The sequence below is a fragment of the Vibrio sp. QJM3NY_26 genome (assembly GCF_057786005.1).
Window position 1 is genome coordinate 2,393,835 of sequence record NZ_CM173515.1, and the last position, 20,498, is coordinate 2,414,332.

At 44.7% G+C, this 20,498-nt stretch carries 19 protein-coding genes, 1 tRNA gene and 1 riboswitch; of the genes, 9 read left to right on the plus strand and 11 right to left on the minus strand.

Annotation, left to right across the window (positions count from 1 at the left end; genetic code table 11):
* Positions 1 to 16: 16 nt before the first annotated feature.
* From oppC to moaA, 8 genes are all read right to left on the minus strand, one after another.
* On the minus strand, positions 17 to 919 hold the full coding sequence (gene oppC / locus AC3CH4_RS10460) for an oligopeptide ABC transporter permease OppC (RefSeq protein ID WP_054547243.1): 903 nt from the start codon (positions 917 to 919) through the stop codon (positions 17 to 19).
* A gap of 15 nt (positions 920 to 934) precedes the next feature.
* Positions 935 to 1,855 carry an oligopeptide ABC transporter permease OppB gene (oppB, locus tag AC3CH4_RS10465; protein ID WP_004734022.1) on the minus strand — a complete coding sequence of 307 codons (921 nt, stop codon included), beginning with the start codon at positions 1,853 to 1,855 and terminating at the stop codon, positions 935 to 937.
* Positions 1,856 to 1,969: 114 nt separating this feature from the next.
* Positions 1,970 to 3,601: an ABC transporter substrate-binding protein gene (locus AC3CH4_RS10470; protein WP_065204943.1), complete on the minus strand. Its 1,632-nt coding sequence runs from the start codon at positions 3,599 to 3,601 to the stop codon at positions 1,970 to 1,972.
* Between the two features lie 663 nt (positions 3,602 to 4,264).
* A complete protein-coding gene (gene moaE, locus AC3CH4_RS10475) occupies positions 4,265 to 4,738 on the minus strand; it encodes a molybdopterin synthase catalytic subunit MoaE (protein WP_004734024.1) in 474 nt (157 codons plus the stop codon).
* Between the two features lie 2 nt (positions 4,739 to 4,740).
* Positions 4,741 to 4,986, minus strand: a complete 246-nt coding sequence (gene moaD, locus AC3CH4_RS10480; protein ID WP_017107315.1) for a molybdopterin synthase sulfur carrier subunit — start codon at positions 4,984 to 4,986, stop codon at positions 4,741 to 4,743.
* Complete coding sequence (moaC, locus tag AC3CH4_RS10485) at positions 4,983 to 5,462, minus strand: cyclic pyranopterin monophosphate synthase MoaC (RefSeq protein ID WP_004734026.1); 480 nt, start codon at positions 5,460 to 5,462, stop codon at positions 4,983 to 4,985. Before moaC ends, moaD begins: the two co-directional genes overlap by 4 nt.
* 12 nt (positions 5,463 to 5,474) lie before the next feature.
* Entirely contained in the window at positions 5,475 to 5,987 is a 513-nt protein-coding gene (moaB, locus tag AC3CH4_RS10490; protein WP_010437177.1) for a molybdenum cofactor biosynthesis protein B, read from the minus strand.
* 91 nt (positions 5,988 to 6,078) lie between these two features.
* Positions 6,079 to 7,068, minus strand: a complete 990-nt coding sequence (moaA, locus tag AC3CH4_RS10495) for a GTP 3',8-cyclase MoaA (protein WP_026012219.1) — start codon at positions 7,066 to 7,068, stop codon at positions 6,079 to 6,081.
* Positions 7,057 to 7,209: riboswitch (molybdenum cofactor riboswitch) on the minus strand. It overlaps the preceding gene by 12 nt.
* A gap of 194 nt (positions 7,210 to 7,403) precedes the next feature.
* On the opposite strand from moaA, the gene AC3CH4_RS10500 reads away from it, so the two are divergent.
* Positions 7,404 to 8,291, plus strand: a complete 888-nt coding sequence (locus tag AC3CH4_RS10500; RefSeq protein WP_017063463.1) for a YvcK family protein — start codon at positions 7,404 to 7,406, stop codon at positions 8,289 to 8,291.
* Positions 8,292 to 8,381: 90 nt separating this feature from the next.
* On the opposite strand, the gene luxU is transcribed toward AC3CH4_RS10500, so the two are convergent.
* From luxU to uvrB, 3 genes are all read right to left on the minus strand, one after another.
* Positions 8,382 to 8,726, minus strand: a complete 345-nt coding sequence (luxU, locus tag AC3CH4_RS10505; RefSeq protein ID WP_017063462.1) for a quorum-sensing phosphorelay protein LuxU — start codon at positions 8,724 to 8,726, stop codon at positions 8,382 to 8,384.
* 24 nt (positions 8,727 to 8,750) lie between these two features.
* Complete coding sequence (luxO, locus tag AC3CH4_RS10510; RefSeq protein ID WP_004734031.1) at positions 8,751 to 10,139, minus strand: quorum-sensing sigma-54 dependent transcriptional regulator LuxO; 1,389 nt, start codon at positions 10,137 to 10,139, stop codon at positions 8,751 to 8,753.
* Positions 10,140 to 10,442: 303 nt separating this feature from the next.
* On the minus strand, positions 10,443 to 12,473 hold the full coding sequence (uvrB, locus tag AC3CH4_RS10515) for an excinuclease ABC subunit UvrB (protein ID WP_488542931.1): 2,031 nt from the start codon (positions 12,471 to 12,473) through the stop codon (positions 10,443 to 10,445).
* 509 nt (positions 12,474 to 12,982) lie between these two features.
* Between uvrB and AC3CH4_RS10520 the strand changes: the two genes are divergently transcribed.
* From AC3CH4_RS10520 to nth, 8 genes are all read left to right on the plus strand, one after another.
* Positions 12,983 to 13,058 (plus strand) — tRNA-Asn (locus AC3CH4_RS10520).
* 367 nt (positions 13,059 to 13,425) lie between these two features.
* Positions 13,426 to 14,004 carry an electron transport complex subunit RsxA gene (gene rsxA / locus AC3CH4_RS10525; RefSeq protein WP_004734039.1) on the plus strand — a complete coding sequence of 193 codons (579 nt, stop codon included), beginning with the start codon at positions 13,426 to 13,428 and terminating at the stop codon, positions 14,002 to 14,004.
* Between the two features lie 2 nt (positions 14,005 to 14,006).
* Positions 14,007 to 14,600: an electron transport complex subunit RsxB gene (rsxB, locus tag AC3CH4_RS10530; RefSeq protein ID WP_488542932.1), complete on the plus strand. Its 594-nt coding sequence runs from the start codon at positions 14,007 to 14,009 to the stop codon at positions 14,598 to 14,600.
* A gap of 7 nt (positions 14,601 to 14,607) precedes the next feature.
* Positions 14,608 to 17,265 carry an electron transport complex subunit RsxC gene (gene rsxC / locus AC3CH4_RS10535; RefSeq protein ID WP_488542933.1) on the plus strand — a complete coding sequence of 886 codons (2,658 nt, stop codon included), beginning with the start codon at positions 14,608 to 14,610 and terminating at the stop codon, positions 17,263 to 17,265.
* Entirely contained in the window at positions 17,265 to 18,311 is a 1,047-nt protein-coding gene (gene rsxD / locus AC3CH4_RS10540) for an electron transport complex subunit RsxD (protein WP_108086338.1), read from the plus strand. Before rsxC ends, rsxD begins: the two co-directional genes overlap by 1 nt.
* A 12-nt stretch (positions 18,312 to 18,323) precedes the next feature.
* The gene (rsxG, locus tag AC3CH4_RS10545) at positions 18,324 to 18,953 is read left to right on the plus strand and encodes an electron transport complex subunit RsxG (protein WP_146455990.1); all 630 of its coding nucleotides are present in this window, start codon (positions 18,324 to 18,326) and stop codon (positions 18,951 to 18,953) included.
* Positions 18,953 to 19,645 (plus strand): electron transport complex subunit E, encoded by a 693-nt coding sequence (locus AC3CH4_RS10550; RefSeq protein WP_017079307.1) that lies wholly within the window; start codon positions 18,953 to 18,955, stop codon positions 19,643 to 19,645. Before rsxG ends, AC3CH4_RS10550 begins: the two co-directional genes overlap by 1 nt.
* Positions 19,646 to 19,850: 205 nt before the next feature.
* Entirely contained in the window at positions 19,851 to 20,486 is a 636-nt protein-coding gene (nth, locus tag AC3CH4_RS10555) for an endonuclease III (RefSeq protein WP_146455992.1), read from the plus strand.
* Positions 20,487 to 20,498 lie beyond the last annotated feature (12 nt).

The following is a 20,498-nucleotide window of genomic DNA, read 5'->3' on the forward strand; positions in this document are numbered from 1 at the left end:
TTTAATTGCTATTTCTTTATCTGTCTTTTGGATCAAGCGCGTCGCGCAGACCATCACCTACGTAGTTAAAGCAGAACAGCGTAACTACCATGAATGCCGCTGGGAATGCCAGTTGCCAAATAGCAACTTCCATTGTTTGCGAGCCTTCTTGTAACAGCGCGCCCCAACTTGTCATAGGCTCTTGAACACCAAGACCAAGGAAAGATAAGAATGATTCAGTAAGGATCATGCTTGGAATAAGTAGCGTTGAGTAAACCGCAACAATACCCAATACGTTCGGTACGATATGACGTGTAATGATCTTCCATTTACTGACACCACATACGTGAGCAGCCTCAATGAACTCTTTACTACGTAAACTCAACGTTTGGCCACGTACAATACGCGCCATATCGAGCCAAGCAATCGCACCGATAGCAACGAAGATAAGTACGATATTACGACCAAAGAATGTCACCAGTACGATCACGAGGAACATGAAAGGAACCGCGTATAAGATCTCAAGGATACGCATCATCACTCGGTCAGTACGACCGCCAATGAAACCTGAAGCCGCACCGTAAAGCGTACCTATCAGTACAGCTACGAATGCGCCCATCACACCAACCATAAGAGAAATACGGCCACCAATCATCGTACGAACATATAGGTCACGACCTAAACTGTCGGTACCAAACCAGTGATCAGCACTTGGGCCTACGTGCATTGCGTACCAGTCAGTATCATCGTAAGCATGCTGTGCCAACATAGGTAAGAAGATTACCGATAGCACCATAACAATTAGAATGAACAGACTGATCATTGCGGCTTTGTTGCGCATAAAACGAATACGCGCATCCTGCCACAAGCTACGACCTTCAATTTCCAAACTCTCAGAGAATTTTTCGATCGCTTCTAAGTTTTCTTTTTTCTTCAACATAACCATGCGTCCCTGCTAGTAGCGAATTTTCGGGTCAATAAGCGCTAGTAAAATATCAACGATTGCGTTGAACAAGATGAATAGGAAACCAATCAAAATGGTTACACCCATTACTAACGAATAATCACGGTTAAACGCGGCATTAACAAACAGCTTACCAATACCCGGTAGGCCGAAGATGGTTTCAACAACAACTGAACCTGTAATGATACCTACAAACGCAGGCCCCATGTATGAAACAACAGGTAGCATTGCTGGCTTAAGCGCATGTTTAAGAACGATATAACGGTAACTTAGACCTTTAGCTCGAGCTGTACGGATAAAGTTACTGTTTAGGGTTTCAATCATGCTACCGCGAGTGATACGAGCAAAGGTTGCTACGTATAAAAGAGACATCGCGATAACGGGTAGGACGATGTACATGTACGTACCACCGTGCCAACCACCTGCTGGAAATATATGCCAGTGTAGAGAGAATAGGTAGATAAGCGCTGGAGCCAACACGAAGGATGGCATCACCACCCCGAGCATGGCGGTCGACATTATGGTGTAGTCGATCCAGGTGTTGTGCTTCAAGGCGGCAATGGTTCCGACCGTTACCCCCATCAATAATGTGAAGATAAAGGCAACAAAACCTACCTTCGCAGATACAGGAAGCGCAACAGCAATCAGCTCATTTACTGTGTAATCTTGGTATTTAAAAGATGGACCAAAGTCACCCTGAAGGATGTTGGTCAAGTACGTGGTGTACTGTTCAAATACAGGTTTATCTAAGCCGTATTTAGCTTCGATGTTAGCCATAACTTCTGGCGGCAATGGACGTTCGCTTGAAAACGGGTTACCCGGAGCGAAACGCATGAGAAAGAAAGATATAGTGATCAACACCAACATGGTTGGAATCGCTTCAAATATCCTTTTCATAATGAATTTAAGCATAAACTCACTCTTTCAGTCTGTGACAATTAAAATTAGAAAGACGCTACATGCGCGCTCTGCGCATGTAGTATCTGTATCGTTATAGTTATATTAACTTTTTAGAATCGAAGCTTATTATTGAGCTTTGATGTATAAGTCTTTCGAGAAGATCTTATCTTCCGCGTTGTTGATAGGGAAGCCACCAACGTGCGGATTTAGTAGACGTGATTTCACGTATTGGTAGATAGGTGCGATAGGCATGTCTTTAGCCATTAACGCCTCAGCTTCTAGGTAAAGTGCTTCACGCTCTTCTGCTGATGTAGAGTTAAGTGCTTTATCAATGATTTGGTCGTACTCAGCACTATCGTAGTGAACACCACCGGTAGTGTTGTTACTCTTCATTAGCGTTAGGAATGACGACGCTTCGTTGTAGTCACCACACCAACCAGCACGTGCTACTTCGAAATCACCTGAATCTTTAGAAGATAGGTAAGTTTTCCACTCTTGATTTTCAAGCGTTACTTTAAGACCTAGAGTTTTCTTCCACATAGAACCCAGCGCTACAGCAATCTTCTTATGGTTTTCAGAAGTGTTGTAAAGTAGGTTGAAGTTAAGTGGATTGTCTTTACCGTAACCCGCTTCTTCAAGAAGACGAGCAGCTTCTTCATTACGTTCTTTTTGAGACATCTTGCCGTAAGCAGGAAGTTCAGGGTTAAAGCCAGCTGTGATTTCAGGCGTTAGGAAGTAAGCTGGTTTTTGACCTTGTGCTAGGATTGCGTCACTTACGATATTACGGTCAATTGCGTAAGAAATGGCTTTACGTACACGAACATCATCAAATGGTGCTTTCTTAGTGTTAAAGATGTAGTAGTAAGTACATAGGTTACCTGCTACAGATACATCTTCCGCATACTCTTTCTTAAGGCGCTTGAAATGCTCAGTTGGAAGTTCATTTGTAAAGTCGATTTCACCAGATAGGAAACGGTTCATTTCCGCAACTTGGTTTTCGATTGGTAGGAACGTTACTTTATTAAGAACCGTCTTATCGTTATTCCAGTATTGGTCGTTACGCTTTAGAACTAAACGCTCGTTCACAACCCATTTATCAACAGAGAATGCACCGTTACCAACGAAGTGGTCAGGCTTAGTCCATTGGTCACCGAATTTTTCAACAGTCGCCTGATGTACTGGCTTCATTGTTGTGTGGCCCATCATCATTACGAAATATGGTACCGCTGTATCTAGTTCAACAACAAGCGTGTTTGCATCTACAGCTTTAACACCTAGCTCACTCTTGTCTTTCTTACCCGCTACGATGTCTTTCGCATTCACCATCTTGGTATATTCCATGTACCAAGCATATGGAGAAGCAGTGGCAGGATCGACTGCACGTTGCCAGCTGTAAACGAAATCTTCAGCTGTTACAGGATCGCCGTTAGACCATTTTGCATCTTTACGTAGGTGGAAAGTGAATGTTTTATTGTCCGTCGTTTCCCAGCTTTCGGCTACACCTGGGATTGTATTACCTTCGCCATCTTGGTTCACTAGACCTTCTAGAAGATCACGAATTACGTGAGATTCTGGTACACCTTGAGATTTGTGTGGGTCGATAGTCGCAACTTCAGTACCATTACCGCGAACAAGTTCCTGAACTTTTGCTAGTTCCGTGCCTGCTGGAACTTCAGCAGCGATAGAAAGAGTAGAAGTGGCAGCCACTGCCAAACCAGCACCTAGAAGAAGGGCCTGAGTGATTTTATTCTTGTACATTTAATAAACTCCAAGTTTTACGTATTGCATCCATGACTTCTTTGCTAAGTTCACTGAACGGCAGTGATTTAGATTTATTTAGCTCAAAATTTAAGCATAAAAATCTAAAACCTTACAAAGATTGAGGCACACACTATCAACCATTGAAGTAATTTGCCATAAACAAGTCGCAAAAAATCGGATAATTCTCCGAATTACTCAAGGTCACAGTGTAAATCTCTAATAAAAACCTAATGAATAGTTAATTACACATAGGAATTAATTAAAAAACAGCCTTTAGTGTTGATGTATCTGAATTGATACTTTTATTTAGCATCTTATGCTAGAACACTGTCGGCAAATTAACATTAATGCCACATGAAATCTAATTGCACATCACATATCCCCTAAATAGACTGCACTATTTGTGAGGATTATCACTTTATACAAAACAGCATAAAGCACTGCACCAAAACGGATTTGGAAATGCACCAAGACAGACTAAATCACGCGTTGAATTCATATGCAACTTGACTGCTTAGCCATTTATTAAAGACCCTTTTATTTATAAATCACTTTGTAGCACGCACAAAAAAGCCGACGTCAAATGTCGGCTTTCTTACTATCTACGTCCCAACCTGAAATACGCTTTCACGTTAAGATCGAAACACGCTATGGAGTGGATTACTTCTTCCAACGCTCCGCTGCTTTCGCGTCGGAGTCTCGAGAGTCAACCCAACGAGTCGCCTCAGTAGTACGTTCTTTTTTCCAAAACGGCGCTTTGGTTTTCAGAAAGTCCATAACAAACTCACACGCTTCGAAGGCAGCGCCACGATGTGCACTGGATACACCAACGTAAACAATCTGGTCACCGATATCTAGGTCACCAACGCGGTGAATCACTCGCATCTTCTGGATAGGCCAGCGCGCTTCAGCTTGATCACAGATCTCACTCAGAGACTTCTCTGTCATACCCGGATAATGCTCTAGAGACAAACCTATCACATTGTCACCAAGGTTCATGTCGCGAACTTTACCAACAAACGTCACAACCGCTCCCGCAGCCGTACCTTGAGCTAGATAATCGTATTCGCCACCCACAGAAAAGTCTTCAGCAGTCACTAATACTCTTGGATCAATAACTCGAGAGTCATTCATGGTTAACCTCCAGTAACTGGTGGGAAGAAAGCCACTTCGTCGCCGTCTTTCACTTCAGTCGTCAAAGGTACGATTGATTGGTTGAGTGCTGCCAGCAGCTTGCCCTCTTCCAATGCGATATCCCATTTGCCTTCTTTTGTTACAAGGTGGCTGCGAATCGCTTCAATAGTATTGTATTGCGCATCGATCTCTAGGCTATCAACACCGACAAGTTCACGAGTTTGTGCAAAGAAAAGTACCGTAATCATGATTCCACCTTGAAGTGACCTGATTTACCACCCGTCTTCTCTAACAGGCGTACGTTCTCGATAACAATGTCTTTCTGAACAGCTTTACACATATCGTAAATAGTTAGCGCGGCAACAGAAGCGGCCGTTAGCGCTTCCATTTCTACGCCGGTCTTACCAGCAAGCTTACATACCGATTCGATACGAACCTTGTTTTCAGACTCAATGGCTTCGAGTTGTACTTCTACTTTAGTCAGTAGCAAAGGGTGACACAGTGGAATCAAGTCCCACGTCTTCTTCGCCGCTTGGATACCAGCAATACGTGCCGTTGCGAAAACATCACCTTTATGGTGGCTGCCAGAAACAATCAGCTCTAGCGTCTCTGCTGACATTTGAACAAAAGCTTCTGCTCTCGCCTCACGTACTGTCTCAGCTTTAGCCGATACATCGACCATGTTCGCTTCGCCAGACGCGTTAATGTGTGTAAATTGGCTCATACTCAAACCACCTTATACAGAAAGATGTGGCATGAAGTTACAAGGACGGTGGCTAGCATCCATCTGTTGCTTGATGATCTTAGTCCAACCGGTGCGGCATGCGCCTGTAGAGCCAGGCATCGCAAAGATAACCGTGTGGTTAGCAAAACCCGCAATCGCACGAGATTGAATCGTCGATGTACCAATCTCTTCGTAAGACACTTGGCGGAAAAGCTCACCAAAGCCTTCAACTTCTTTGTCGAAGAGTGGCTTAAGTGCTTCAGGTGTACTGTCACGAGATGTAAAGCCTGTACCGCCAGTGATCATGATCGCTTGTACGCTGTCATCAGCAATCCACTGAGATACGATAGCGCGGATCTTATACATGTCATCGATAACGATTTGCTTATCAACCACATTGTGGCCAGCTTCTTTAGCATGCTCCGCTAGGTAACCACCTGACGTATCGTTTTCTTCTGTACGAGTATCTGAAACGGTTAGTACTGCAATGTTTGCTGCTTGAAATTTGCTTTCTGCGTGACCCATTTGTTCACCTATTTAAAATTTTTCAATGATTAGACTTATTCGCCCAGCTTAAAGAAGCTGAGCGATAAAATGCTTTAGAGTATATAGCGAGTTAACCGCCGATTGACGCCAAGTTTGGAGTCATGCCGCTGTTGCCATCGTGTAAGAAATGGCTAACGGACTTGGTTTGAAGCTGAGCCTGAATTCGATCAATGAGCTCTTGCTCTTGTTGATCTTCTTGAATCAGATCTCTCAGTTCAACACCATGGTCGCCAAACAGACATAAGTGAAGTTTACCGGTCGCAGAAACACGCAGTCGGTTACAACTCTCACAAAAGTCTTTCTCGTAAGGCATGATCAAACCGATTTCACCCTTGTAGTCTGGGTGGACAAACACTTGCGCGGGGCCATCATTAACGGCTTTGACTTTTAACAGCCAACCATTAGCAATAAGCTGGTTACGGATCGCAACGCCAGACACATGGTGTTTATCGAACAACTCGTCCATCTCGCCGGTTTTCATCAGCTCGATAAAACGTAATTGAATAGGTTTGTCTTTGATCCAATTAAGGAAGGCTGGTAATTCCTGACTATTGAGGTCTTTCATTAATACGACGTTGACTTTGACTTGTTCAAAGCCAACCTCAAACGCTTTATCAATGCCTCGCATAACCTCTGTAAACTTATTCTCACCAGTGATCTGATGGAACATACGCGAATCTAAGCTATCCACGCTCACGTTTATATGGGTTAAACCAGCATCACGCCATTGCCCTACTTGTTTCTCCATGCGGTAGCCATTCGTTGTCGTGGCTACTTTTTCGATGCCTGGAGTAGAAGCAACAGTATGTATGATTTCAGGAAAGTCTTTACGCAGGCTCGGCTCTCCGCCAGTAATGCGGATCTTAGAGGTACCACAATCTGCAAACGCTTTAACAATACGTTTGATCTCGGGAACACTTAAAAAAGACGAGTTTTTTTGCCCTGACGGTTTATAACCATCTGGCAAGCAGTAAGTACATTTAAAGTTACAGACGTCTGTAACCGACAAGCGCAAGTAATAAAACTTGCGATGGAATCTATCTTCGAATTGTTGCGCCACGGAACACCTTTCCAAACACGGGAGGCATAATCATTTCCAATTAAGCCCTTGTGACAACATGTCACTGGCTCTTGACGCGTATCGGTACAGCAAATACCACTGTGCGACTTAGCATGCGAGAGCTCGGAGTTATGGCAACTGCACGTTATATTCACACGCGCAGTAGCTGAGTAATAAAATACTTAATATTTGTACGTGAATCTAGCTCTGATGACAAAAAACGGGTCACATCGGCAAAAAAAACGTATCAAACCCTCAAAATAACTCTTGTTGAGTATCTGACGAGAAGCATTTAACCTAAATTATAGTTGGTAATAATCTAACAAGAACAAAAAATGAATATTTACTCTTCAAAGAAAGTCGTAGCAATCGGTGGGGGCCATGGCTTAGGTCGCATGCTAGCTGCATTAAAAGACTTTGGTAACAACGCAACTGGCATTGTTGCAACGACAGATAATGGTGGTTCCACCGGAAGAATTCGAGACTGCCAAGGTGGTATTGCTTGGGGAGATACTCGTAACTGTATCAACCAATTAATCACAGAACCTTCGATCAGTTCGATGATGTTTGAATATCGCTTTCGCGGTCAAGGTGAACTCGATGGTCACAACTTAGGTAACCTAATGCTAACGGCGTTAGACAACCTTTCCGTTCGCCCATTGGAAGCAATTAACCTAATTCGAAATATGCTCAAGGTCGATGTCAATATCGTCCCAATGACCGAGCACCCTTCTGATCTAACGGCTCTATCAATGGACGGTCGTTGGGTAACTGGCGAAACTAACGTTGACGACATGACAGAAAAGCTGCGCATGATGGACTTATCTCCAGAAGTACCGGCAACCAAAGAAGCTGTTGCTGCCGTTGAGCAAGCAGACTGCATTGTCCTTGGACCAGGAAGCTTTTTAACCAGTGTGATGCCCCCGCTGCTACTGCCAGAAATTGGCAAAGCAATCGCGGAAAATACCAAGGCAAAAGTTATCTTTGTTGAAAACCTTTCGCCAGAACACGGCCCTGCAGGAAAAATGACGCTTCAAGAACAATTGGAGTGGTGTGAACGTACCTGTAAGGCAAGAAAGATAGACATTGTACTGGGCAATGAACCACACCCTGAATTAGAAGGGCAATGGAATTGTGTGACCACTGATCTTGCCTCTCCTAACCGAGATTGGCGACACGACCGTTTAAAACTCCAACAAGCGATTAGGGATCAACTAGCTTAATGCTTGTAGCTTAGGCTAGACGACAGAGACCAGTAAAAACAAAAAAGGAGCATCATGCTCCTTTTTTAGTCTCTTTAATAACTAGCCGCTTTAGAGATCCGTCATCAACTGCTGATATTCAGTGTACGTTGATAACAGTAGCTCTTGCATATCTTGGAAATCAATCTCGGTTACAGGCAATGCTTGCTTCACTTTTGCGTCTAAGCTAATCGCAAAACTACACAAAGAATCTGCGCCAAAACTCGCAGCGCTACTCTTAAGTGCATGGCTTATATCAGCCAAGTACTTAGATGTATCCGATGCTTTATTTATCTCTAGATGTTCGTAGTAGCCTTTCAACTCACCTAAGAAGATTTCCAGCAAAACTGGTACATTCTCTTGCCCGATTTCACCGGCAAGTTCATCAACTTTTTGCTGATTTAATACTTTCGTCATTATGATTTTCTTATTGTTTGGTGATTACTGCTTCGCATTCCACGTTTGCAACTTACGGTATATCGTAGATGGACTGACATCTAAGAAACCGGCCGCGCGGGGAATGTTGCCGTCACACGCTTTTATGGCCTGTTCGATAGCCGTCTTCTCAGTGATCCACAATGGGAAAATATCTTTTACCGTGATGTCTTCGTTCTGCTTCTCTTTCAAGCGCAGGCTGTTTTCAATCGGTTGGTTCAATGGTGGTGGAAGCATGTTGAGAGTAATCTCTTTGCCGTTATTCAATACCACCACGTTCCGTAATACGTTTTGTAACTGACGAACGTTACCCGGCCACTCATATTGATTAAAGCGATCAAGCACTTCCTGAGCAAAACGCACAAACGCCTTACCTTCCTCAACCGACATGTAGCCTAGTAACGAGTACGCAATCTCGATGACATCTTCACCGCGCTCGCGCAATGGCGGCAGGTGCAATGGAATCACGTATAAACGATAGTATAAATCTTCTCTAAAGCGACCTTCTTGTACTTCTTTCCAAGGGTCACGGTTGGTTGCACATACGAAACGAACATCGACACTCTTCATCTTCGAAGAGCCAACTTTTTGAAAAGTACCGGTTTGGATAAAGCGCAGCAGCTTAGTTTGCAGCTCTAAGTCCATCTCGCACAATTCATCAAGGAACAGTGTTCCGCCATCAGCGAGTTCAGCGGCACCTTGACGATCAGTTGCAGCACCGGTAAAGGCGCCTTTAACGTGACCAAACAGCTCACTTTCAATCAGATCTTTAGGGATAGCCGCACAGTTAATTGCGATGAAAGGCTTGTCACCACGCTTGCTCGCCGCATGAATAGCTTCTGCACATACCTCTTTACCCGTACCACTCTCACCCGTGATGAAAATACTGGCTTTGCTCGATGCGGCAGAGTCGATAGTCCGGTAAACCTGCTGCATGGTTTGGCTGCTACCAATGAAACCCTGATAGTTTTGGTTTCCCGGGTGTTCCGAGCTGTTTTTAAGTTTGGTGGCTTTGCGGATCGCGTTGTTCACCGTAATACGGAGTCGGTCGGCTTCACAAGGTTTGATAAGGAAATCTTGAGAACCATGACGCATAGCTTCTACGGCGGTATCGATAGAGCCGTGAGCCGTCATGAAGATAACCGGAACTTCAGGGTATTTTTGTTTTACAGCAAATAGCACGTCCATACCGGTCATGTCAGGCAGACGTAGATCTAATAAAATAAGGTCTGGGATTCGATGATTCAAACTCTCGATTGCATCGCGGCCAGTGCCGACAATGTTGATATCAATTTCGAGCGGTGTAAGATACGAGCGATATAAAGCTGCTACCGAAGCGGTATCCTCTACCATCAACAAATACTTCGATTTGTTATCTAGCGTTTTTGATTGCATATCCTAGCCATTTATAATTTGCATTTCTTATTATAGTCGCATTCCGCTTTGCATTATGCAAATTAGCCACAATATTTGTAGTGTGTTTTTTTACTTACTTCAAACAATCAATGTTTTATCTATCTGGCACGAACGATGCAACGATATAAATGACCTTCGGGTCACCTAGCCAACTGACGTTGTTAGTGGACCGAGTGTTCACAAACGTAAGCCAGTAGAATATTTACTACTGGCTGTTTTTTTGCCTGAAGCACTCTCAATTTTTGTCTTGAGGGGGATCAACTTCTTGAGTGAAAAGTGAGATTAGCTGTTGGTAATAAACTGCTTTCTTAGCTGCTCAATTTCATCACGCTTCTGTGCTGCCAATTCAAATTCTAGGTTCTGAGCATGCTGATACATCGCAGCTTCTAGTTTGCTGATCTCTTTATCAAGCTGTTGCGGTGTAAGTACTGCATAACTTTCAGAAGGCTCTGCAACCTTAGATAGAGGAACTTGCTTCGATTGGCGCTGCTGCTTCGACTTGGTTAGATCACCCAGCTCCATAATGTCTTTGATATTACGTTTAAGCGCTTGTGGCGTGATGCCTTGCTCTTCATTGTAGGCTTGCTGCTTCTCACGGCGACGATCGGTTTCATCAATCGCTTTTCTCATCGACTTAGTAATTGAATCACCATAAAGGATCGCTCGACCTTCCAAGTTACGAGCTGCGCGACCAATGGTTTGGATCAGAGAACGCTCAGAACGCAAGAAGCCCTCTTTATCTGCATCAAGAATCGCCACCAGCGACACTTCTGGCATATCCAAACCTTCACGAAGTAAGTTAATACCTACTAACACGTCGAACTCGCCCAAACGTAGGTCTCGAATGATCTCTACACGCTCAACGGTATCGATATCCGAGTGCAAGTAACGTACTTTAACACCGTGCTCACTTAGATATTCGGTTAAGTCTTCCGCCATTCTCTTAGTTAATGTTGTGACCAACACGCGCTCTTCTTTCACTGAACGTATTCTGATTTCAGACAGCAAGTCGTCAACCTGAGTCGAAACCGGACGTACTTCGATGATCGGGTCAAGTAAGCCAGTAGGACGCACCACTTGATCAGCAATCTCACCATCTGATTTCTCAATCTCATAATTACCCGGCGTGGCCGACACAAAAATGGTCTGAGGAGCGATAGACTCAAACTCTTCAAACTTCATCGGACGATTATCTAACGCAGAAGGCAACCTAAAGCCAAACTCAACCAAAGTTTCTTTACGAGAGCGGTCACCTTTATACATGGCGCCAATTTGCGGCACAGTTACGTGTGACTCATCGATGATCAGCAAACCATCATCAGGTAGGTAATCAAATAACGTTGGAGGTGCTTCCCCTTCCACACGGCCGCTCAAGTATCGTGAATAGTTTTCGATACCGGAACAGAAACCCAACTCCGTCATCATCTCGATATCAAACTGAGTTCTTTGAGAAATACGCTGTTCTTCGAGAAGCTTGTTGTTGTCTTTTAAATATTGAGCCCTATCGCGCAACTCATCCTTAATCTTCTCAATCGCCTCAAGGATCTTCTCTCTTGGGGTTACATAGTGAGTTTTTGGATAAACGGTAAAACGCGGTAAGTCTCTTTGTTTCACCGCGCCAGTCAGAGGATCAAAAATACTAATGCAGTCCACTTCGTCATCGAACATTTCAATTCGAACCGCATCTTGGTCAGATTCTGCTGGGAAGATATCAATCACCTCACCACGAACACGGAACTGACCACGTTCAAATGCGACATCGTTTCTTGAATATTGCAGCTCAGCCAAGCGGCGTAGGATGTCTCGCTGATCCATCACCTCACCACGACTCAAATGAAGCATCATCTTCAAATAAGACTTAGGATCACCAAGACCGTAGATAGCCGATACAGACGCAACAATAATGGCATCTTTTCTTTCTAACAAAGCTTTGGTAGCTGAAAGTCTCATTTGCTCAATATGAGCATTTATCGACGCATCTTTCTCGATAAAGGTATCCGTGGTTGGAACGTAGGCTTCCGGTTGGTAATAATCGTAGTAAGAAACAAAGTACTCAACGGAGTTATTCGGAAAGAAAGATTTCATCTCGCCATAAAGTTGAGCTGCCAACGTTTTGTTAGGGGCTAACAAGATTGCAGGTCTTTGAGATTGAGAAATGACGTTGGCAAGAGTAAAGGTTTTACCAGAGCCCGTTACCCCTAATAGAGTTTGATGTGCCAAACCAGAATCTAATCCATCTAGTAATCTGGTTATCGCTGTCGGCTGGTCACCGGACGGGCTATAGTCCGATACCAAGTCAAAGAGTTTACTCATAGGTCGCCATTTCCATACTGTTTTTATAATCAGGTCATTGTCACTCTAGGAGGAGTGTAGTTGCAACTATTATCTAGAGAAATGCTTCTTAAGATTAGATATCAGTGATAGCTTTTACTTTTAGAACTTGGTATTATCCGTGCCCTTGCAAGATCTCTTCAGCTAAATCACTCAATTTTTCATCCACTACTTTTCCCCAAAAAATCTAAAAATAGCACTTGTTTTACTGTATGTTTTATAATCGTCAAAAGTTATACAGTAGTGATATTTTGATACAAATCTTTTAAATACATTACCTTACCTCAGATTTTTATATTCTCAGATTTATCCCAATTATTGTTGTTAAAGTTTCACACACACACTTATCCACAATTTTGGTGGATAACTAAAGAAAGGCTAAATCCGGTAAGGTGTCCAAGAAAGTAAAGTTTTTTATATTATTTTTTTCTGCTATTTTTTATTGACAGAAATTCGGACTATTATTAGTATTCGCGTCGCTAACAAGCAATTCCCCTTTAGTTCAGTTGGTAGAACGGCGGACTGTTAATCCGTATGTCGCAAGTTCAAGTCTTGCAAGGGGAGCCAAATTTAAAGAAGCCGCATCACTCGATGCGGCTTTTTGCGTTTTAGCTGTTTGGGAACGTATTCGACTCGCAGCTTTCCTTCTCTTTTTGATAGTTCTGAGCACCAAAATCCACAAATATGACCCTATTCTTAGGAAGCAAATCGAGCTCAATTCAAGAATGATCTTATGAAAGATCCAATTCAACTACTCCTACAAACTTGTCTCACGAAGTAAAAATTGGCCGTCTATACTTACGGTAACTTTAATAATCAATCGATTACCTGATGTTTTTTTCACCAAGTGTCTAAATCCCTAGTGATCCTTGGTTGTTATTAGGTAAGCAAAGCAGGATAATATCGGGATCGGAATCTCAAGAATTAATCCATTATGACCGAATACCTTTTGTTGTTGGTTGGCACAGTGCTGGTCAATAACTTTGTACTAGTGAAGTTTTTAGGGCTATGTCCTTTCATGGGAGTCTCCAAGAAACTGGAGACTGCGATTGGCATGGGCCTCGCGACGACTTTCGTTCTGACGCTAGCGTCGGTATCTGCATACCTAGTAGAAACCTACATCCTTACCCCTCTGGGTATTGAATACCTGCGTACCATGAGCTTCATCTTGGTTATCGCGGTGGTTGTTCAATTTACGGAAATGGTCGTTCACAAAACCAGCCCAACTCTATATCGCCTGTTGGGTATCTTCCTGCCTCTTATCACCACCAACTGCGCGGTGTTAGGTGTGGCACTTTTGAACATCAATGAAAACCACAACTTCATTCAGTCGATCATCTATGGTTTCGGCGCTGCGGTTGGTTTCTCGCTTGTATTGATCCTATTTGCTGCGATGCGTGAGCGTATTGCGGTTGCTGATGTTCCTATGCCTTTCAAAGGCGCATCGATTGCGATGATCACAGCAGGCCTAATGTCTCTGGCATTTATGGGCTTTACTGGGTTGGTGAAGTAAGAATGAGTACCATCTTAATTGCAATCATTGCACTCGCCGCTTTAGCCGCCGTTTTTGGCGCTATCTTAGGCTTTGCTTCTATCCGCTTTAAAGTAGAAGCCGATCCGATCGTTGATCAAATCGACACAATTTTACCGCAAACTCAATGTGGCCAGTGTGGCTACCCCGGTTGTCGCCCATATGCAGAGGCGATCGCTAACGGAGATAAGATCAACAAATGTCCTCCCGGCGGCCAAGCTACGATTGAAAAGCTTGCAGATTTAATGGGCGTAGAAGTTGAAGACTCCGCTCATGACTTAGATAACAAAGTAAAAACCGTTGCCTTCATTCATGAAGATATGTGTATTGGCTGTACCAAATGCATTCAAGCCTGCCCTGTCGACGCCATTGTTGGTGGCACCAAGGCACTTCACACAGTAATCAAAGATGAATGTACAGGTTGTGATCTATGTGTCGCACCGTGCCCTACTGACTGTATCGAAATGATTCCAGTGGCAACAACGACTGAAAATTGGAAATGGCAGATGAACATCATTCCTGTTACTGATATCACTAACCAAGCGACTGATGCGACCGCGTCAGAGCCTAAGGTATAGGGTTAGTATGATCTCTTTAATTGAACAAATTCGCACGGGCTCAATTTGGAACTTCCCGGGCGGTGTGCACCCTGCTGAAAACAAGAAACAGTCGAATACTACTGATATCGTGCATGCAAGGCTCCCAGAACAAATCGTTCTTCCAGTGAAACAGCACATCGGTAAGCCTGGTAACTTGTTGGTTGCTGTCGGTGATGCCGTACTCAAAGGTCAACAACTGACGGCCTTAGAGACTGGTTTTACTTTGCCAGTACATGCACCAACATCGGGTGTGATTACCGCTATCGAACCACGAACCACCGCTCACCCTTCAGGCTTGAGTGACGTGTGCGTGGTTATTAAACCTGATGGGCTAGACGCTTGGGTTGCAAAACACCCGGTTGAAAATTTTTCTACAAAGACATCCGATGAACTGCTTGATGTAATTCGCCAAGCTGGTATCTCAGGCATGGGTGGCGCAGGCTTCCCTACCGCGAAAAAGCTTCAATCAGGCTTAGGCCGCACTGATATTTTGATCATCAACGCTGCGGAGTGTGAACCTTACATCACCTCCGATGACAAATTGCTTCAAGAGCATGCCGAAGAAGTATTAAAAGGCATCGAAGTGGTTGAACACATTCTTCAACCAAAGCTGACGGTTATCGGCATTGAAGACAACAAACCAGATGCGATAAAAGCTCTTGAGATTGCTGCGAAAGACAAAGATATCGTCATTCGTGTTATCCCAACTAAATACCCTTCTGGTGGTGAGAAGCAACTTATCAAGATCCTCACCAACAAAGAGGTTCCAGCTGGCGGCATTCCTGCAGATATTGGTGTTTTGGTTCAGAACGTCGGCTCTCTTTATTCTATTAAGCGAGCGGTAATCGACGGTGAACCTGTGGTTAACCGCGTTGTGACATTAACCGGTAAAACCTTTAAGCAACCTCGTAACGTTTGGGCGCTATTAGGTACGCCAGTACATGAGTTACTTGAAGAGTTTGGCTACAAAGCCGATAAAAAGCTGCCGCGTTTGATTTTGGGCGGCCCGATGATGGGCTTCACCTTGCCACACGCCAATGTGCCGATCACTAAAACATCGAACTGTATTTTAGCACCAACGCGTCGTGAGATTTCACCAAGCACTTACGAAATGGAATGTATTCGTTGCAGCGCGTGTGCTGAAGCTTGCCCTGCGTCACTGCTTCCTCAACAACTGCAATGGCATGCAAAAGCCAACGAGTTGGATAAGTGTGAAGAGCTGAATATTAAAGACTGTATTGAATGCGGTGCTTGTGCATTTGTCTGCCCAAGTGAAATCCCTCTTGTTCAGTACTATCGCCAAGCAAAAGCAGAAATCAAAACAAGAAAAGACGAAGCGACAGCCGCAGAACGCGCCAAGATTCGTTTCGAAGAGAAAAACGCTCGTATGGAGCGTGACAAAGCAGAACGTGAAAACCGCTTCAAGAAAGCAGCTGACAACCGTCGTAAAGATATGAAGTCTGCGGATGGTGATGATGCGATTGCAGCTGCAATTGCTCGCGTTAAAGCGCAGAAAACAGCAGCAGACCAAACACCTAATGCAGAACCAGCAGTGAAACCTGCGGTAGCCGCTGCGATTGCTAAGGCAAAAGCGAAACAAGCTGCAGCTCAAAAAGCAAACGACTCCGGACCTGATAACTCTGAAATGTCTAAGTTACGAGAAGAGCGTAAGAGACAAGCTAGAGAACGTAAGGCACAACAAGCTGCAACAGATAATCCAGCAGAGAACTCCGGCGATACTAAGAAAGATGCTGTCGCTGCGGCTATTGCTCGCGCTAAAGCCAAGAAAGCTCAACAAGCGGAATCAGCTTCTGAGGCTCCGCCAGAAAGCTCTGGCGACGCCAAGAAAGACGCAGTTGCTGCGGCTATTGCTCGTGCTAAAGCGAAGAAAGCACAGCAAGCGGAATCAGCTTCTGATACTCCTGTTGAAAGCTCTGGCGATGCTAAGAAAGATGCTGTCGCTGCGGCTATTGCTCGTGCTAAAGCGAAGAAGGCTCAGCAGGCGGAATCAGCGTCTGACGCTCCGGCTAAAAGTACTGGCGATGCTAAGAAAGATGCTGTCGCTGCAGCCATTGCTCGTGCTAAAGCAAAGAAAGCACAGCAAGCGGAATCGGCTATTCAAACAGAAAGTGAAGCTCCGGCTGAAAGCTCAGGCGATGCTAAGAAAGACACGGTTGCTGCGGCAATTGCTCGTGCTAAAGCAAAAAAAGCTAAGCAAGCAGAAATATCTGAACCAGTGGTTGAAGTTGAAATCGAGACTCAATCTGAGCAGGTCGACCCTAAGAAAGCTGCTGTTGCTGCGGCCATCGCTCGCGCTAAAGCGAAAAAAGCCCAGCGAACACAACAAGACGAAGCAGCTGAAGCTCCTAAGCCAGTGATTGAAGTTGAAGCTGAAACTCAACAAGAATCAGTCGACCCTAAAAAAGCTGCCGTGGCCGCTGCAATAGCTCGCGCTAAAGCCAAGAAAGCGCAGCAAGCGAAACAGGCCGAGACAGAAGAAACACCGGAGCCTGTGACCGACATTAAGACTGAGACTCAACAAGAACCAGTCGATCCTAAAAAAGCAGCTGTTGCTGCCGCAATTGCTCGTGCTAAAGCAAGAAAGGCGCAGCAAGACAAAAAGAATAATGAGGAGAAAGAGTAGTGGCCTTCTTTATCGCCAGCTCACCGCACGCACACAATCGTAGGAGCACCCCTGATCTCATGAAATGGGTCGCTATTTGTGCATTGCCAGGTCTACTAGCTCAAACCTACTTCTTTGGATGGGGTACGCTCATCCAGTTAGTATTTGCTATTGCACTTGCCGTTACCTTTGAAGCCGCTGTAATGCTGCTAAGAAAGCGCCCGCCAGTGATGGCATTGCGTGATTACAGTGCGGTTGTGACCGCTTGGCTGTTAAGTGTCGCGATTCCGCCACATTCTCCTTGGTGGATTCTAGTGATAGGTATGTTCTTCGCTATTGTCATCGCTAAGCACCTATATGGCGGCCTTGGACAAAATCCATTTAATCCAGCGATGGTAGCTTACGTTGTTTTGCTGATCTCATTTCCAGTTCAGATGACCAGCTGGAATGCGCCGACCAGCTTAACCGCTGAGGCAACGAGTTTTGTTGACTCCTTCTTGATGATCTTTACTGGTTTCAATAATGAAGGTTTATCTCTACAACAAGCGCGTCTTGGTATTGATGGCACCACTATGGCAACGCCACTCGATGCATTCAAAACCGCATTAACGGCGGGCAACACCGCTTCTGAAGCACTGTCTCAACCGCAATTCAGCTGGTTAGCTGGCGTGGGTTGGGAATGGGTAAACCTTGCTTATCTTGTTGGTGGCCTAGTGTTGATCAAACAACGTGTGATTCAATGGCATATTCCGGTCGCTTTTATTGCTAGCCTTGCGCTGTTTAGCTTAGTGTTCTTAGTGCTGACGCCTGGTGAAACCGCTTCTCCAACCATTCATTTATTGTCTGGCGCAACCATGCTTGGTGCATTCTTCATTGCAACCGATCCGGTTTCAGCCTCGACGACCGTGAAAGGTCGCTTGGTATTTGGTGCCCTGATTGGCGGGTTAGTCTTTATTATCCGCAGTTGGGGTGGCTTCCCTGATGGCGTGGCGTTTGCTGTATTGTTAGCCAACATGTGTGTTCCACTGATTGACTACTACACCAAACCTCGTACATACGGCCACTAAGGAGCGGATACCATGCTAAATGCAATTAAGAAAAACGGCCTTGTACTCGCAATTTTTGCGTGTGCTTCGACAGGTTTGGTCGCGGTAACTCACTACCTGACCAAAGACCAGATCAAGCAGCAAGAACAGGCTCAGTTACTGTCTGTTCTTAACCAAGTTATCCCGCATGATCTGCACGATAATGAACTATTTTCAGCCTGTACTCTGGTTCAAGCAGAAGAGTTGGGCACTGAACAAGCGATGCCAGCTTACATTGCTAAACTCAATGGTGAGCCAAGTGCGATTGCGATCGAAGCGATTGCACCCGATGGCTACAACGGCGCGATTAAGGTTATTGTTGGGATGAAAATCGACGGTACCATTTTAGGTACTCGCGTTCTTTCCCACCAAGAAACTCCGGGATTGGGTGATAAGATTGATCTACGCGTGAGTGATTGGGTTCTCTCATTTGCTGATAAGCAAGTGACGGATTCTAATCTCGACCGTTGGAAGGTTCGTAAAGATGGCGGTGACTTTGACCAGTTCACTGGCGCAACCATTACGCCAAGAGCTGTCGTTAAGTCAGTGAAGCAAGCGGTGCAGTACGTTAATCAAAACAACCAAGCATTGCTTGCTCAACCTCTAAATTGTGGTGGTGAATAATGAGTGACCATAAAACACTAATTAAAAATGGCATGTGGGCCAACAACCCTGCCCTAGTGCAACTCCTTGGCTTATGTCCGCTGTTGGCTGTCTCCTCAACTGTGACTAACGCTCTTGGATTAGGTATCGCTACCTTGCTTGTATTAGTCGGTTCGAACGTGTCTGTTTCTCTGGTTCGAAACCATGTGCCAAAAGAAGTGCGTATTCCAGTATTCGTGATGATCATTGCTTCACTGGTAACCTGTGTTCAACTTCTGATGAACGCTTACGCTTATGGTCTTTACCTCTCTTTGGGTATCTTCATCCCACTGATCGTAACCAACTGTATCATCATTGGCCGAGCTGAAGCCTTCGCGTCTAAAAACGAAGTTTTGCCTGCAGCTCAAGATGGTTTCTGGATGGGCCTTGGCATGACATCAGTACTGGTTGTATTGGGTGCGATGCGTGAGGTTATTGGCAACGGAACCCTATTTGATGGCGCCGACCTGCTCCTTGGTGATTGGGCTTCGGTATTACGAATCCAGATATTTGAATTTGATAACAGCTTCTTGTTAGCTCTGCTTCCACCAGGTGCCTTTATTGGTGTTGGTTTCTTGATTGCTTTGAAAAACATCATCGACAACCAAGCTAAAGCTAGGCAGCCCAAACAAGAAAAACCAGCCATTGAACGCGCTCGCGTTACCAATGCCTGATAAGTTACAGTAGCTTAAACCCTACTGAGTAGCTCAACCGCCCAGCAGGTAAATAGATTGACCAAGTACACATAATAATGACGCTCATAAGAGCGCGTAACCGATGATAAAGCCTGGACCATTGCGGAACTTGTTATTTTGAAACGAGTAGTTTGAAAGAACTTCGCCGGAACTCAAGCCCTAACTATTTGAAAGTAATGTCGCTATGAACAATGTAAAACGAGTAGAAATACTTGAGCGTTTAAGAGAAAACAATCCAAAGCCAGAAACTGAGCTTAACTGGCACAGCCCTTTCGAGTTGCTGATCGCCGTGCTCTTATCTGCGCAGGCAACCGATGTCAGCGTCAACAAAGCCACTGATAAGCTTTACCCCGTTGCTAATACGCCACAGGCTATTTTCGACCTAGGTGTCGATGGCCTAAAAGAGTACATCAAGACCATAGGCCTGTTTAATTCGAAAGCAGAAAACACCATCAAAACGTGTCGTATGCTGCTTGACCTACACAATGGTGAAGTACCGGAAGATCGCGCTGCATTAGAAGCCCTTCCTGGCGTTGGCCGTAAGACTGCCAACGTAGTATTGAATACCGCTTTCGGTTGGCCAACCATTGCCGTTGACACTCACATCTACCGTGTATCAAACCGCACCAAGTTAGCGATGGGTAAAACGGTCGATGATGTTGAAGCTAAGCTGCTCAAAGTCATTCCCAAAGAATTCAAACTGGATGTCCACCATTGGCTCATTCTTCATGGACGTTACACCTGTGTCGCGCGTAAACCACGCTGTGGCAGCTGTATCATTGAAGACCTATGTGAGTTCAAAGAGAAGACAGACGTCTAGGCTCTAGCTCTA

Coding starts and splice junctions, on each gene's coding strand:
- oppC (WP_054547243.1), bottom strand. CDS start 919: ATGTTGAAGAAAAAAGAAAACTTAGAAGCGATCGAAAAATTCTCTGAG.
- oppB (WP_004734022.1), bottom strand. CDS start 1,855: ATGCTTAAATTCATTATGAAAAGGATATTTGAAGCGATTCCAACCATG.
- AC3CH4_RS10470 (WP_065204943.1), bottom strand. CDS start 3,601: ATGTACAAGAATAAAATCACTCAGGCCCTTCTTCTAGGTGCTGGTTTG.
- moaE (WP_004734024.1), bottom strand. CDS start 4,738: ATGAATGACTCTCGAGTTATTGATCCAAGAGTATTAGTGACTGCTGAA.
- moaD (WP_017107315.1), bottom strand. CDS start 4,986: ATGATTACGGTACTTTTCTTTGCACAAACTCGTGAACTTGTCGGTGTT.
- moaC (WP_004734026.1), bottom strand. CDS start 5,462: ATGAGCCAATTTACACACATTAACGCGTCTGGCGAAGCGAACATGGTC.
- moaB (WP_010437177.1), bottom strand. CDS start 5,987: ATGGGTCACGCAGAAAGCAAATTTCAAGCAGCAAACATTGCAGTACTA.
- AC3CH4_RS10500 (WP_017063463.1), top strand. CDS start 7,404: ATGAATATTTACTCTTCAAAGAAAGTCGTAGCAATCGGTGGGGGCCAT.
- luxU (WP_017063462.1), bottom strand. CDS start 8,726: ATGACGAAAGTATTAAATCAGCAAAAAGTTGATGAACTTGCCGGTGAA.
- luxO (WP_004734031.1), bottom strand. CDS start 10,139: ATGCAATCAAAAACGCTAGATAACAAATCGAAGTATTTGTTGATGGTA.
- uvrB (WP_488542931.1), bottom strand. CDS start 12,473: ATGAGTAAACTCTTTGACTTGGTATCGGACTATAGCCCGTCCGGTGAC.
- rsxA (WP_004734039.1), top strand. CDS start 13,426: ATGACCGAATACCTTTTGTTGTTGGTTGGCACAGTGCTGGTCAATAAC.
- rsxB (WP_488542932.1), top strand. CDS start 14,007: ATGAGTACCATCTTAATTGCAATCATTGCACTCGCCGCTTTAGCCGCC.
- rsxC (WP_488542933.1), top strand. CDS start 14,608: ATGATCTCTTTAATTGAACAAATTCGCACGGGCTCAATTTGGAACTTC.
- rsxG (WP_146455990.1), top strand. CDS start 18,324: ATGCTAAATGCAATTAAGAAAAACGGCCTTGTACTCGCAATTTTTGCG.
- AC3CH4_RS10550 (WP_017079307.1), top strand. CDS start 18,953: ATGAGTGACCATAAAACACTAATTAAAAATGGCATGTGGGCCAACAAC.
- nth (WP_146455992.1), top strand. CDS start 19,851: ATGAACAATGTAAAACGAGTAGAAATACTTGAGCGTTTAAGAGAAAAC.